A 13,133-nucleotide genomic window follows, 5' to 3' on the forward strand; every position below is an offset into this window, starting at 1 on the left:
CGGTAAGGGGCCACCTCCTTCGTGTTAATTCTCATCACGACCATTTAAGAAAATCATCACAAAACGAAGCAGCTCGAATAATGAAACGAGCGCCGCAGCCACATACGTCAGCGCGGCGGCGTTCAGCACTTTATTCACGCCGTGTTCTTCACTGTTGCGAATGAATCCTTCCGACACGATAATCCGCTTCGCCCTCGCGCTGGCATTAAACTCGACAGGCAGTGTGACAAGCTGGAAAAAAACAGCGGCCGAAAACAAAATAATGCCGAGTCCGATTAAGTTCAAGCTGCCCAGGAGCATCCCGCCCAAGAAAAGCAGAGGGGCGACCCCGGAGGCAAAATTGACGACCGGAAAAATTTTGTGCCTCAGCACAAGCGCGCCGTATGATTCCTGATGCTGCAAAGCATGTCCGACTTCATGGGAAGCGACGGAAATGGCGGAAATGGAGCGGCCGTAATATACCGGCTCAGATAAACGCACCACCCGCTCCGTCGGGTCGTAATGGTCTGTTAAAGTGCCTCTTACCGGTTCTACCGGCACATCATATAAACCGTTAATATCAAGAATCCGTCTTGCCGTTTCCGCCCCCGTCCGCTGACTGGAGGCTTCCACGTCTGAGTATTTCTGAAAATTGCTTTTCACTTTAAATTGTGCCCAAAACGACAAACCCAATGCAGCAATTGTTAAAAAGATAAACAGCATATTATCCTCTTCCTTTTTCTCTTATATCGTACGATCTGCTTATATATTATTTTAATGATTGCCCGCTTTCCTGTACAGAAATCCGCTTCTTTTTTCTGACAGGAATCAATCCCCCGAGCATGATGAGGATACACCCGGCCATTCCGATGTAAAACGGAAACGTGCCTGCGGTCTCTTTTGCAAAAACAAGCCATGAAAATCCGCCAGACATGTGATTGTATCCATTCAAATCGAAAATAAGCAATACGGCCGCCGAAGCAAGCAGCTGCGCTCCGGCCAGCGCCGCCAACAGTTTTTGAATGACCGTCATTTGACTCACCCTTTTTCGGTCCGCTTTCTTTATCATATGAAAAAATAAGGGTGAATATGTTTTCGGCGATTTTTGAAAGACATCAAACGAACTGGGACATACTGTATAAAAAAAGATACAGGTGTGATCGACATGAAAGTGACAAATGGCGAGAAAGAACAGCTGAGCAATGCGATAGACAGAATGAACGAAGGGCTTGACGCCTTCATCCAGCTCTATAATGAATCAGAAAACGACGAACCTCTCATTCAGTTTGAAGATGAGACGGCCGATTTAATCAGACATGCGCGTGACTCATACGGCCAGGAACAGCTGGACGAAAAACTAAACACCATTATTAAGCAGATTTTATCCATCTCTCTGTCGAAAGAAGAGCCGGACGAATGAAATCAAACCGTATTTTTATTTCCTGGCTGAGATGGCCGTTATATGTTCGGATCGGGCTGATCATTATCGCCTTGATTTTATTGTTCGGCCAACTCATTTACATGCTCGAACCGAAGCAATTCACGTCTGTGTTTGAAGGGGTTTGGTGGGCGGTCATTACGGTGGCCACAGTCGGCTACGGCGATTACGTTCCGCAGACGCCGCTCGGGCAGATTGCCGGCATGGTGCTTGTATTAAGCGGAGCGAGTTTTGTGACCGCCTATTTCGCCACGCTTTCTTCAGCCGTGTTCAGCAAACAGCACCGCTATGTCGAAGGGAAGGTCGCCTTTAAAGGCAAGGGGCACGTCATTCTTATCGGATGGAACGAAAAATCGCATATGCTGCTGAAAGAGCTGCAGCACATCGCACCGTCAAAAACTGTCGTCCTGATTGATGATTCATTAAGGGAAGGTCCGCTTATTGAAAACGTCCATTTCATCCGCGGACATGCCGCTGATGACAGCACGCTCAATAAGGCGAATATTACGGAAGCTGATACCGTCATTCTGACAGCGGACCAGCAGAAAAATGAATCCGAAGCTGATATGCTGTCGGTATTAACGCTTCTCGCCATCAAAGGGCTGCATCCGTCCGTTTATTGTATCGTAGAAATTTTAACGGAACGGTATGTCAAAAACGCCGAGCGCGCAGGAGCCAATAAGATTCTGTGCACATCACGCCTGTCGAGCCGGGTGATGTTTGAGCATTACCGGGTCAAGCTGCAGCTTGCCAAACCGCAAACGCTGTCAGATCTGACGCTGGAGAAAAAGGTTCGCATCATTCCCGTCCCCGAGGAACTAAAGGGCTCATCTTATCATGACTGCGCGCTCTATTATCTCAGACGGAATACCACGATCATCGGCATACAAAAAGAAGAGGGGCCGATGCTGACCCCTCCCCTGTCATACCAGGTGCTCGATACTGATCTGTTTTTGGCTCTTTAATGCAGCAGGACGTCTTCCAGCTCTTTCACAAGCGAGATGCCGATATCTGTATATGAGCGGTCAATTGCCGCATCCCGCCGTTTCGGCTCGGAGAATTGGTTGAATAATGACTCAAAAACACCGCCGCCTGCTGCATCATCCGTTTCCTGCTGATAAACGTGCCTCAGCAAAAAGGGTGTGCCGATTGTAACGGCGGCCCCCCGTTCATCCAGGTGTCCCTTATTTGCTTCAACAGGGATACGGAGAAATAAATAGCCGTCCTGATCGGAAATTTTGTAATCAAAGAACCCGCGGTCATACTCCCATCCGCCTCCGATGGTATAACCGATCGGTTTCATCACCTGTTCCAGTTCGCGGAGTAAAAACGATTGCCCTTCAAGTGAAGATGGTATGCTGATCATGTGCATATGCTCCTTTTTGTCTTTAGCGTCCCCGCTCTGCGGTATCTTCATACGGCGTCCGGGAAGAATCGGGAGCGGCAGACAGACGCTGAAAAGAGGTGACGGCGCATTCAATCAGAACATACGTCACAATTGCGGAGAGAACGGCTTCCGTTGAAATATAGAAAACGTCGGCATAGAGACAGCACTTCGTGATCAGCGTATGCATCCGGCCAATCTTCAGTTTCAGCCGGACCATGTCCGTAAACAAGCCGAGAGGGAAAGCGAAAAACAGGATGGTTTGCAAGAGGGATTCGGGAGACAGTTTTAGTGCCGAATAGACGATAGCGGCGGAACAGACGGAAATGAAGACATGCTTACATAAAAGCCGCATCAATTCATCATCACACCTTTCACGGTTTAAAAAAGGCTGACCCGTCATGCTGAGGGCCAGCCCTTCTTTTTATTTTTCAAGGCGTTTTTCAAGCTCTGCTTTTTTCTCTTCAAAGCCCGGTTTGCCGAGAAGCGCGAACATATTCACCTTATAGGCTTCAACACCCGGCTGATCAAACGGGTTGACTCCGAGCAGATAACCGCTCATCGCCACCGCTTTTTCAAAGAAATAAACGAGATATCCAAATGTATATGCGTTAAGCTCCGGAACATTGACAATTAAGTTAGGCACTTTTCCGTCTGTATGGGCAAGCATCGTGCCTTCGAACGCTTTTTTGTTGACGAAATCGACCGTTTTGCCGGCTAAGTAATTTAAGCCGTCGAGATCATTTTCCGCTTCTTCAATTGTCAGCTCATGCTTCGGTTTTTCAACGTTTAATACGGTTTCAAACAGATCGCGTCTGCCTTCCTGCACGTATTGACCGAGAGAGTGAAGGTCTGTTGAGAAGTTAGCGGAAGAAGGATAGATGCCTTTTTCATCTTTTCCTTCACTTTCGCCGAAGAGCTGCTTCCACCATTCAGCAAAGTATTGCAGCGCAGGCTCATAGTTGATGAGCATTTCAATGGTTCTGCCTTTATTATACAGAACGTTGCGGACGACGGCGTATTGGTAAGCCGCGTTCTCTTCTAATTCCGAGCTGGAAAAGTCTTTGCTTGCATCAAGAGCGCCTTTCATCATTTCATCGATATCAGCCCCGCTTACCGCAATCGGCAGAAGGCCTACCGCAGTCAGAACGGAGAAACGTCCGCCGACATCATCAGGAATAACGAATGATTCGAAGCCTTCTTCATTAGAAAGCGTTTTTAAAGCGCCGCGTTCTTTATCTGTTGTCGCGTAAATCCGCGCTTTCGCTTCTTCTTTTCCGTATTTTTCTTCAAGAAGTTTGCGGAAAATCCGGAAAGCGATTGCAGGTTCCGTCGTCGTGCCTGACTTAGAAATGACATTGATAGAGAAATCAGCGTCTTCCAAAAGATCCATAACATCTTTCATATAAGTTGAGCTGATATTATTGCCGATAAAGATAACTTGAGGGTTTTTGCGCTTATCTTTCGGCAGAACATTATAGAAAGAATGATTGAGCGCTTCAATCGCCGCGCGGGCGCCTAAGTATGAACCGCCGATACCCACGACGAGAAGCACGTCAGAATCTGATTTGATTTTTTCAGCGCTTTTTTTAATGCGCGCGAATTCTTCTTTATCATAGTTTTCAGGGAGGTCCACCCAGCCTAAAAAGTCGCTTCCGGCGCCTGTTTTTTCATGGATATTATGGTGTGCCGTTTTTACGAAATCACGTGCGTATGTAAGTTCATGTTCATTGAAAAAAGGTAACGCTCTTGAGTAATCAAAGCGTACATGCGTCATTTGCTTGTCCCTCCATCACGGTGAATTGTTTTCTCTTTCACTTTATATGAACTCACCCGCTAAATCAAGTCATGAAGAAGGCATGATGAATACGGGATTTGCGCTAAATATGCGTTCATTTTTTATACAATATTCGAGATGGTTATATTTGTATTAACGGTGAGAGGGATAACGAATCGAATGACTTGCAATTGCAGACATCCAAGAACATGTCCGATTTCTATGCGGGTGTGTTAAGGTTCCGTTTGGTCAAACAGACCGTGAATGTTGGTGATCCAGGAACGTATCACTTTTACTTTGGAGCAGGATGACATCCATCGCCAATACCGATGGGACGGTTCTTTTTATATAGTACTCCTCTTGAGAGGCTGCTAAGAAGGAATATTAAGGTATAAATGTCCATTTTTAAAAATAGTGTCTATATTTGGGTTATCATGTTAAGATGAAAATAATTTTAAACCGGGAGGTGATTCTTTGACTAAAACCATTGGTCTTATTTGTGGAAGTTTACGAAAAAACTCGTATAATCGAGTGATTGCTCAATCATTGATTGACTTCGATAATGCGGCGCAATTTCGCTGGGTTGAAATAGACAGTCTTCCTTTTTTTAACGAAGATTTAGAAATGGCCGGAGCACCAGACTCCGTAACATCCTTTAGAGCTGATATACGAGACGTTGACGGCGTCATCATTGTAAGTCCAGAGTACAATTCCGGAATCCCGGGGGTATTAAAAAATGCATTGGACTGGGCATCGAGACCGCGGACCTCTTCCGTTTTAAACAGAAAACCGGTTGGCTTAATCGGCGCAACCCCCGGAGGGTTCGGCACCTCTTTTGGTCAAATGCAAATGAGAGAAGTACTCGAAGCTATGCAAGTCAATGTTCTGCCCTTTCAAAAAATGCTGATTTCGCAAGTCCATGAGAAAATTGATTCCGCTCAACACATACTTACGGATGAACAAACAAAACGTTATCTTCAACGCTATTTACAACAGTTCATCCATTGGATTGATCATGCTCCGGTTCCCGTTCCGGATTAATTGAAAGATCATCACCCTCACGAAAAGTCACCTCAGAAATAACTTTCTATCTATACAGCATATGAATAGATTTACCGTTTTCAATTGACAAACTGACTTGCCTTTATTCAAGGAGGATGATAAAATGTCTGATCTTTATTCCCGTCTTTCAAAAGATGATGCTGCCGTGCTTTTAGTTGACCATCAAACCGGCCTTATTTCCGGTCTCGTGCGTGACTATGGCGTTGATGAATTTAAAAACAATGTATTGGCTCTCGGTGATACGGCTAAATTCTTTGATTTACCGGTTATTTTAACAACCAGCTTTGAAAATGGACCCAACGGACCGCTCATGCAAGAACTCGTTGATCTCTTTCCTGATGCGCCAAAAATAGCCCGTCCGGGACAAATTAATGCATGGGACAATGAAGACTTTGTTAAAGCCATTGAAGCGACCGGCAAAAAACAGCTGATTATCGCGGGGGTGGTAACAGACGTCTGCGTTGCTTTTCCTGCGCTTTCTGCCATTAAAGCAGGCTACGAAGTGTTTGTTGTGACAGATGCTTCGGGAACGTTTAATAAGCAAGTAGCAGATGCATCATTAACCCGTATGGCTCATGGCGGCGCGCAGCTTATGAACTGGTTCAGCACAGCATGCGAGCTTCAGCGTGATTGGCGCAACGATGTTGAAGGTTTTGGTGCATTAATCTCCAGTCATCTTCCCGGTTATCAAAACTTAATGGGAAGCTATATGGGGGCGCAGCGGGACCTTAGTACACAAAATGCATAAAAGGAGCGCTGATTGAATCAGCGCCCCTTTTTTAAATTCGCGGCTCTTCATCTTCGTGATTTAGATTTCGTGTAAATAGATGACAGGCAATCGCAAAGTTAATTGGTCCTTTACGGATGAAACGATTTCCATAGTTGTCTCATGGCAAAGGGTGTTTCACTTGCTCCTAATGAACTAATAGAGAATCCGGAAAGAGGGATTCCCAAAACGGTTACATCTGCAGCTTGAAAATCACTCCGGCCGGGAATGTATCTTACAGTGACGCCTTTAAGATGGCAAGTACGTCATCTTTGTTCAGTTTTTGGAAATTGCCGAATCCGCCGTATTCCATTTCTTTTGCGGCGATGTCTGCGATCAGCTCAAGCTTGTCTTCGCCGATGTCATAATCCGCAAGGCGGGACGGTGCGCCGAGGCTTGTCCAGAACGCGGACAATTTATCGATCCCTTCAAGCGCAATTTCTTTATCCGTTTTGCCTTCAGTATCAATGTCAAACATATTAAGCATGAGGTTTTTAAAACGGTCTACATTTGTATCAAGCGTGTATCTCATCCAGTTCGGGAACAGAATCGCAAGTCCTCCTGCGTGAGGAATGTCATAAACCGCTGATACGGCGTGCTCCATCGTATGGGAAGCCCAATCGCCGAAATAGCCCATTTGCAGCGTGCCGTTTAATGCGATCGTACCCGCGTATAAAATCGTTTCGCGGTGCTTATAGTTCTCAAGGTCTTCCAAAAGTTTCGGCGCTGTTTCAATTACCGTCTGAAGGACCGCAAAACACATTCTGTCCTGAAGCGGCGTGTTTTCAACATTGTGGAAGTATTGTTCAAATACGTGGCTCATCATATCCACCATGCCGTATACGGTTTGGTTTTCCGGAACGCTGAAAGTATTCTCAGGATCTAAAATGGAGAAACGCGGATGAGTGACATTGCTGCCCCATACGAATTTTTCGTTTGTTTCCCAATTTGTGATAACGGAATCAGGGTTCATTTCAGAGCCTGTTGCCGCAAGCGTCAGCACCGTGCCGAACGGGAGCGCGTCCTGCGCCGTTACTTTTTTGCTGTAAATGTCCCATGCGTCGCCATCATATTTCGCACCGGCCGCAATCGCTTTTGTACAGTCGATGACACTTCCGCCGCCGACTGCGAGAAGGAAATCAATCTCATGCTGTCTGCACAGCTCAATTCCTTTATTTACCGTTTCCAGACGCGGGTTCGGTTCAACGCCCGCAAGTTCATGAACGGATGCGCCTTCTTCTTTTAAAATGCCTGTTACTTGGTCATACAGGCCGTTTCGCTTAATGCTGCCGCCTCCGTAAACAAGCAGCACGTTTTTCCCGTATTGCTTCAGCTCTTTTTTCAATTGGTCGATTTGACCTTTTCCGAAAATCAGTTTCGTCGGATTGCAGTACGTAAAGTTCTCCATTTATCATGACCTCCAAAAAAATCGTAAGGGAATTACTATAACACAGAAAAAAAGGAGCTGCCAATCCGGCCGCCCCCCTTTATGTTATTACAATGATGCTTTCAGTATCGCAAGCACATCTTCTTTCTGCAGTGACTTGAACTGTCCGAATGCTCCGTTTGCCATCGCTTTATCTGCAATCGTATCCAGCTTCTCATCAGAAATATCGTAATCAGCGAGTCTGTTCGGAGCGCCGAGGCTCGTCCAGAATTCAGACAGCCTGCTGATTCCTTCAAGTGCGATCTCTTCATCTGATTTGCCTGTCTCGTCAATATCGAAAACACGGACGGCAAGCTGTTTAAAGCGGGCCGGATTTTCTTTGAGCACATGTCTCATCCAGTTCGGGAACAGAATCGCTAAACCTCCGGCGTGCGGTATATCGTATACCGCTGATACCGCATGCTCGATGTTGTGTGTGGCCCAATCCCCTCTTGCGCCCATTGACAGCATTCCGTTTAATGCGATCGTGCCTGTATATAAAATCGTCTCACGAAGCTCGTAGTTCTCCAGATCGTTGATCAGCTTCGGCGCTGTTTCAATCACCGTGCGCAGAAGCGATTCACACATCCGGTCCTGATACGGCGTGTTTGACGTGTGGTGGAAATATTGTTCAAACACATGGCTCATCATATCGACCATGCCGTAAATGGTGTGGTCTTTCGGAACGGTAAATGTGTTTACCGGATCGAGAATAGAGAATTTAGGGTAAACGAGCGGGCTCCCCCATCCGTATTTCTCTTGTGTCTCCCAGTTTGTGATGACTGATCCGGAGTTCATCTCTGAACCGGTCGCCGCAAGTGTCAGCACTGTTCCGAACGGCAGCGCTTCTTTCGGCTGGTGTTTTTTCGTGACGATATCCCACGCGTCGCCGTCATATTTAGCGCCCGCCGCGATGGCTTTCGTGCAGTCAATGACACTTCCGCCGCCGACGGCCAATAAGAAATCGATGCTGTTTTCTTTACAGATCGCAACACCTTTGTTCACCGTTGAGACACGCGGATTCGGCTCTACGCCTGCCAATTCATGTACGGTAACTCCTGCTTTTTTCAGCAGGTCGGTTACTTGATCATAAAGACCGCTGCGCTTAATGCTGCCGCCTCCGTATACGAGCAGTACGTTCTTTCCGTACGGCTTGATTTCTTCAGGAAGTTTTTCGACCTCTCCCTTTCCGAAAATCAATTTGGTCGGATTCCAATATGTAAAGTTTTGCATGACATCTCCTCCTTTGGATTTATATTATGCAGAAAGTTGACGTTCAATGTAAAGCAATCCGCTTTTTTGACGGCACATCACACGGTTTACAGACAGCGGTTTCCCGGGAAAGGCACTTGTACAGCTTGAGACAGTGTGTGATTTACACGGCGGAGAATGTAGTATGCATAGATTCTTTGCTTTGTCACAATCTATAACTGTTTCACGAATTTATAGAGGAGGTTGTTTACATGAGTGTTATTCAGCGTATCTGTCTCGTATTAACGATTATCGGCGCTATTAACTGGGGACTGATCGGATTTTTCCAATTTGATTTAGTAGCAGCCATCTTCGGCGGCCAAGGATCAGCTCTGTCGCGGATTATTTACGGTCTTGTCGGCATCGCCGGTCTGATCAATCTCGGCCTGCTGTTTAAGCCGAACGAAGAAACATCCCGCGAGGAAGCGGCAAATCCGGAAGTCAGATAAACATAAAAAAAGCACCGAACATACATATCCGGTGCTTTTTTTGATGGTTATTTTTTGATAAGGTCTTTGCGGTTGGACTGTTCGATCCACTCTTCAAGCTTATCTTTCAATGTGTTGAAACCTTGCGGAGCAGATGTTTCTTCAGAAACTTGTGCCGCTTTCGGTTTTCTTGGTTTGCTTTCTTTTCTTTCAGGCGCCGCTTGAGTCGCACGGATAGAAAGGCTGATTTTGCCTTTTTCTTCGTCAACCGCAAGTACTTTTACTTGTACTTCGTCACCGATAGAAAGGTGTTCATTAATGTCTTTTACGAAACCGTGAGTGACTTCAGAAATGTGAACAAGTCCTTGAGTTTCTTCATCTAATGCAACAAACGCACCATACGCTTGTAATCCTGTTACTTTACCAGTGTAAACACTGCCCACTTCAAATTTTGCTGCCATTCATAACAACTCCTAAGTTAAATTAAATACAGATTATACGCAATTTAAAATTATATCATACAAGTTTGTTTTTCGCAAAGAGAACTTTTTTACATCATCATGTTTAAGCGCAGATAAAGGGGGTATACTATGATTACGAAGGCTTTCTAGTATTCCCCCCTTTTATTTGGATGCGAACCGGGTTCGTATCTTTTTTTATGCCCTTTTTTCAACAAACCGTTTGATTCTGACGAGCGCTTCCTGAATCTGCTCAATGGATGTCGCATAGGAACATCTGATGTAGCCTTCGCCGCTCGGGCCGAATACATTCCCCGGAACGACGGCTACTTTTTCTTCAATGAGCAGCTGTTCCGCGAATTCTTCTGAACTCATGCCGGTCGACTGAATGGAAGGAAAGGCGTAAAACGCTCCGCCGGGGTGGTGGCAGCCGAGTCCGATTTCGTTCAATGTTTCCACAATCAGGTTTCGGCGTCTCCGGTAGCTTTTTTTCATTCTTTCGACGTCTTCCTGACCGTTTTTCAGCCCTTCAAGCGCCGCGTACTGAGCCATGGAAGGCGCGCACATCATCGCGTGCTGATGAATTTTGAGCATGGCATCCCTGATCACGGGAGGCGCCGCCGTAAACCCGAGTCTCCACCCCGTCATGGCAAACGCTTTGGAGAAACCCGAAATCAAAATCGTGCGTTCCTTCATGCCGCGGATGGCTCCCATGCTCGTGAATGGCTCATCATACGTCAGCTCGGCATAAATTTCATCGGCAAGCACGATCAAGTCATGTTTTTCAGCGAAGGAAGCGATGGATTCAAGCTCTTCTTTCGAATAGACGGAACCAGTCGGATTTGACGGCGAGCATAGAAGCAGCGCTTTTGTTTTGTCCGTCAGGGCCGCTTCAAAATCGGCTGCTGATGCTTTGAAACCTTTTGCAGCTACAGTCTGAATCGGCACCGGCTTCGCCCCCGTCAGGGTCACGAGTGATTCATATGCAACAAAACACGGTTCGGGAATTAACATTTCCTCTCCGGGATTCATAATGGCGCGGACAGCGAGATCAAGCGCCTGGCTTGCCCCTACCGTAACGATCAGTTCACTGTCAGGCGAATAACTCAGGCCGAACCGCTGATCTAAATAGCGGCTAATTTCTTCTCTCAGTTCATAAAGACCCGCATTTGCCGTATAAGCCGTATAACCCTGTTCTAAAGAAAGAATACTCGCTTCCCTCACGTTCCAGGCCGTCACAAAGTCAGGCTCTCCCACTCCCAGTGAAATGACGCCTTCCATCGTAGCAGCCAGATCAAAGAATTTGCGGATGCCTGACGGTTTAATCTGCTGCACGTAGTCAGATAAATAAGAAGTCTTCGTTTCCATTTACGGAGACACCACGATTCTTTTGTCATCGTCTCCGCTTTCAAAGACTTTGCCGTCATGCTTATATTTTTTCAGGATAAAGTGCGTCGTCGTGGAAACGACGGACTCAAGGGTGGACAATTTTTCAGACACGAAGCTTGCCACGTCTGACATCGTGTTGCCGCGAATAACGACAGATAAGTCATACACCCCTGACATCAGGTACACTGATTCAACTTCCTGGAATCTGTATATCCGTTCAGCGACTTCATCAAAGCCGACATTTCGTTTCGGAGTGACTTTTACGTCAATCATCGCCGTGACGCCTTCCAAACCGTCGACTTTGCGCCAGTCGATCATCGCCGCATAATCAATGATGACTTTTTCCTTTTCAAGCTTTTCAATGATGCTTTTGACTTCTTCGGCGGGAATGTTCGCCATTTTCGCGATCGTTTCCGCATCAACGCGGCTGTTTTCGTCTAAAATTTCTAATATTTCTGTTTCTTTTTCCGTCAGCTTCATACGTTTCACACCTTTGCATTATCAAAAATCTTCATGACATTATATCACGATTTTCGACAAATGCTAAGAAAAACCCGAAAGAAACCAGAACTAAAATCTGACAATCAAAAAAGCCTTTACATTACAACAAAGAAAGGACGGCGAAGGCTCTCATGGAAGCTGTTTCACCGATTAAACGGGCCGCGATAGACGGAGTTGAACTGTATTACGAGCATTATGAAAATCCCGGCAGACAGACACTCGTCTGCGTACACGGTTTTTTATCTTCGGCATTCAGCTTCAGAAAACTGATCCCGCTGCTCAGAAACCATTATGATATTATCGCCGTTGACCTGCCTCCTTTCGGGCAATCGGAAAAGTCACGGACTTTCGTATATACTTACGCAAACCTCGCCAAGCTTCTGATCGGACTTCTGGAAAAGCTCGGTATCAGCCGGGCCGCACTCATCGGCCATTCGATGGGCGGCCAGATTTCCTTATCCGCGTCTCTTCTCAGACCCGAGCTTTTTTCTAAAATCGTCCTGCTGTGCAGCTCGGGGTATTTAAAGCGCTCGCACCCGTCGATTATATTCGGGACGCACCTCCCTTGTTTTGACCTGTATCTTAAGTATTGGCTTTCAAAAGACGGTGTGCTGAAAAACCTGTTAAATGTCGTTCACGACCGGACGCTTATCGATCAGGAAATGATTGACGGTTACGAAAAACCATTTACAGACCGCCAGATTTTCAAAGCGATGACAAGGTTCATCAGACACAGGGAGGGCGATTTAGAGCCCGAGGATTTGAAGAAAGTGCAAAACCCCGCTCTTTTAATATGGGGAGAAGAAGACCGGGTCGTTCCGGTTTCAGTCGGAAAACGGCTTCATGACGACCTGCCGGATTCCATTCTGTATTCACTCAAGGATACGGGACACCTCGTACCCGAAGAGCGCCCGGAGTTTGTTTCGGAGCGGATTTTTGAATTTATTCAATAAAAAAAACCGGCGGAACCGCCGGTTTTTAAGGGGTGCAGGAGCTGCTTTCTTTTATGAACAGAAGCTGCTCGGCGGCCTTTTGGCAGCCTTCGATCGGTAGCTTTTGCTCAAATGAAGCTTCAAAGATATCCTGAATGGCTGCTGCCAGCTTGTCGGCACGGTCTTCACTGTAGACGGCCTGAACGATGTCGACGGCTTCTGTCTCATAAAAATCTTCTCCATATTTAAATGGGTCCCACTTGGCAATGATTTTCATCATTTCCATGACCGCTTGGCTTTCTTCCATTTTCATCACCGCTTATAATAAAGTTTGCAAATCTA

17 protein-coding genes and 1 pseudogene are annotated in these 13,133 nt (G+C 46.3%); 7 read left to right on the forward strand and 11 right to left on the reverse strand.

The window, feature by feature from the left end; all coding sequences use genetic code 11:
• Window positions 1-24 precede the first annotated feature (24 nt).
• Both L3V45_RS14695 and L3V45_RS14700 read right to left on the reverse strand, forming a co-directional pair.
• Complete coding sequence (locus L3V45_RS14695; protein ID WP_003152125.1) at window positions 25-702, reverse strand: zinc metallopeptidase; 678 nt, start codon at window positions 700-702, stop codon at window positions 25-27.
• 46 nt (window positions 703-748) lie between these two features.
• Window positions 749-1,012: a YuzI family membrane protein gene (locus L3V45_RS14700; RefSeq protein ID WP_014305698.1), complete on the reverse strand. Its 264-nt coding sequence runs from the start codon at window positions 1,010-1,012 to the stop codon at window positions 749-751.
• Between the two features lie 132 nt (window positions 1,013-1,144).
• Here L3V45_RS14700 and L3V45_RS14705 point away from each other — a divergent pair, with 132 nt between their 5' ends.
• Both L3V45_RS14705 and L3V45_RS14710 read left to right on the forward strand, forming a co-directional pair.
• The gene (locus L3V45_RS14705) at window positions 1,145-1,399 is read left to right on the forward strand and encodes a protein mistic (protein WP_003152123.1); all 255 of its coding nucleotides are present in this window, start codon (window positions 1,145-1,147) and stop codon (window positions 1,397-1,399) included.
• Window positions 1,396-2,382 carry a potassium channel family protein gene (locus tag L3V45_RS14710; RefSeq protein WP_024085731.1) on the forward strand — a complete coding sequence of 329 codons (987 nt, stop codon included), beginning with the start codon at window positions 1,396-1,398 and terminating at the stop codon, window positions 2,380-2,382. The genes L3V45_RS14705 and L3V45_RS14710 overlap by 4 nt, the downstream gene beginning before the upstream one ends.
• Here L3V45_RS14710 and L3V45_RS14715 read toward each other — a convergent pair.
• The 3 genes from L3V45_RS14715 to L3V45_RS14725 are packed head-to-tail and all read right to left on the reverse strand — an operon-like array spanning window position 2,379 to window position 4,578.
• The gene (locus L3V45_RS14715) at window positions 2,379-2,783 is read right to left on the reverse strand and encodes a YugN-like family protein (RefSeq protein ID WP_003152121.1); all 405 of its coding nucleotides are present in this window, start codon (window positions 2,781-2,783) and stop codon (window positions 2,379-2,381) included. The genes L3V45_RS14710 and L3V45_RS14715 overlap by 4 nt on opposite strands.
• A gap of 22 nt (window positions 2,784-2,805) precedes the next feature.
• Complete coding sequence (locus L3V45_RS14720) at window positions 2,806-3,204, reverse strand: hypothetical protein (protein WP_057080177.1); 399 nt, start codon at window positions 3,202-3,204, stop codon at window positions 2,806-2,808.
• A 21-nt stretch (window positions 3,205-3,225) separates the two neighbouring features.
• On the reverse strand, window positions 3,226-4,578 hold the full coding sequence (locus L3V45_RS14725; protein ID WP_024085732.1) for a glucose-6-phosphate isomerase: 1,353 nt from the start codon (window positions 4,576-4,578) through the stop codon (window positions 3,226-3,228).
• 209 nt (window positions 4,579-4,787) lie between these two features.
• On the opposite strand from L3V45_RS14725, the pseudogene L3V45_RS14730 reads away from it, so the two are divergent.
• The 3 genes and pseudogenes from L3V45_RS14730 to ycaC form a co-directional block, all read left to right on the forward strand.
• A pseudogene (locus L3V45_RS14730) lies at window positions 4,788-4,880 on the forward strand (VOC family protein); the annotation flags it as partial.
• Window positions 4,881-5,052: 172 nt separating this feature from the next.
• Window positions 5,053-5,619 carry an NADPH-dependent FMN reductase gene (locus L3V45_RS14735; protein ID WP_014305701.1) on the forward strand — a complete coding sequence of 189 codons (567 nt, stop codon included), beginning with the start codon at window positions 5,053-5,055 and terminating at the stop codon, window positions 5,617-5,619.
• Window positions 5,620-5,743: 124 nt separating this feature from the next.
• A complete protein-coding gene (gene ycaC / locus L3V45_RS14740) occupies window positions 5,744-6,388 on the forward strand; it encodes an isochorismate family cysteine hydrolase YcaC (protein WP_014305702.1) in 645 nt (214 codons plus the stop codon).
• A 253-nt stretch (window positions 6,389-6,641) separates the two neighbouring features.
• Here ycaC and L3V45_RS14745 read toward each other — a convergent pair whose 3' ends face one another.
• Window positions 6,642-7,814 (reverse strand): iron-containing alcohol dehydrogenase, encoded by a 1,173-nt coding sequence (locus L3V45_RS14745; protein WP_024085734.1) that lies wholly within the window; start codon window positions 7,812-7,814, stop codon window positions 6,642-6,644.
• 87 nt (window positions 7,815-7,901) lie between these two features.
• The gene (locus L3V45_RS14750) at window positions 7,902-9,065 is read right to left on the reverse strand and encodes an iron-containing alcohol dehydrogenase (protein ID WP_014305704.1); all 1,164 of its coding nucleotides are present in this window, start codon (window positions 9,063-9,065) and stop codon (window positions 7,902-7,904) included.
• 230 nt (window positions 9,066-9,295) lie between these two features.
• Here L3V45_RS14750 and L3V45_RS14755 point away from each other — a divergent pair, with 230 nt between their 5' ends.
• Window positions 9,296-9,532 (forward strand): DUF378 domain-containing protein, encoded by a 237-nt coding sequence (locus L3V45_RS14755; RefSeq protein WP_003152104.1) that lies wholly within the window; start codon window positions 9,296-9,298, stop codon window positions 9,530-9,532.
• Window positions 9,533-9,579: 47 nt separating this feature from the next.
• On the opposite strand, the gene yugI is transcribed toward L3V45_RS14755, so the two are convergent.
• The 3 genes from yugI to L3V45_RS14770 all read right to left on the reverse strand — a co-directional run bounded on the left by yugI (window position 9,580) and on the right by L3V45_RS14770 (window position 11,838).
• Window positions 9,580-9,972: a S1 domain-containing post-transcriptional regulator GSP13 gene (gene yugI / locus L3V45_RS14760; RefSeq protein WP_003152102.1), complete on the reverse strand. Its 393-nt coding sequence runs from the start codon at window positions 9,970-9,972 to the stop codon at window positions 9,580-9,582.
• Window positions 9,973-10,167: 195 nt separating this feature from the next.
• Entirely contained in the window at window positions 10,168-11,337 is a 1,170-nt protein-coding gene (locus L3V45_RS14765; RefSeq protein ID WP_014305705.1) for an aminotransferase, read from the reverse strand.
• On the reverse strand, window positions 11,338-11,838 hold the full coding sequence (locus L3V45_RS14770; protein WP_003152098.1) for an Lrp/AsnC family transcriptional regulator: 501 nt from the start codon (window positions 11,836-11,838) through the stop codon (window positions 11,338-11,340).
• Window positions 11,839-11,990: 152 nt separating this feature from the next.
• Here L3V45_RS14770 and L3V45_RS14775 point away from each other — a divergent pair, with 152 nt between their 5' ends.
• Window positions 11,991-12,812 (forward strand): alpha/beta fold hydrolase, encoded by an 822-nt coding sequence (locus L3V45_RS14775; RefSeq protein WP_003152096.1) that lies wholly within the window; start codon window positions 11,991-11,993, stop codon window positions 12,810-12,812.
• Between the two features lie 25 nt (window positions 12,813-12,837).
• Here the strand turns inward: L3V45_RS14775 and L3V45_RS14780 are convergent, their stop codons facing one another.
• Window positions 12,838-13,098, reverse strand: coding sequence for a DUF1871 family protein (locus tag L3V45_RS14780; RefSeq protein ID WP_003152094.1), 261 nt, complete (start codon window positions 13,096-13,098; stop codon window positions 12,838-12,840).
• Between the last annotated feature and the right edge of the window lie 35 nt (window positions 13,099-13,133).

This window comes from Bacillus sp. R45 (genome assembly GCF_021729365.1).
Lineage (GTDB): Bacteria > Bacillota > Bacilli > Bacillales > Bacillaceae > Bacillus > Bacillus velezensis.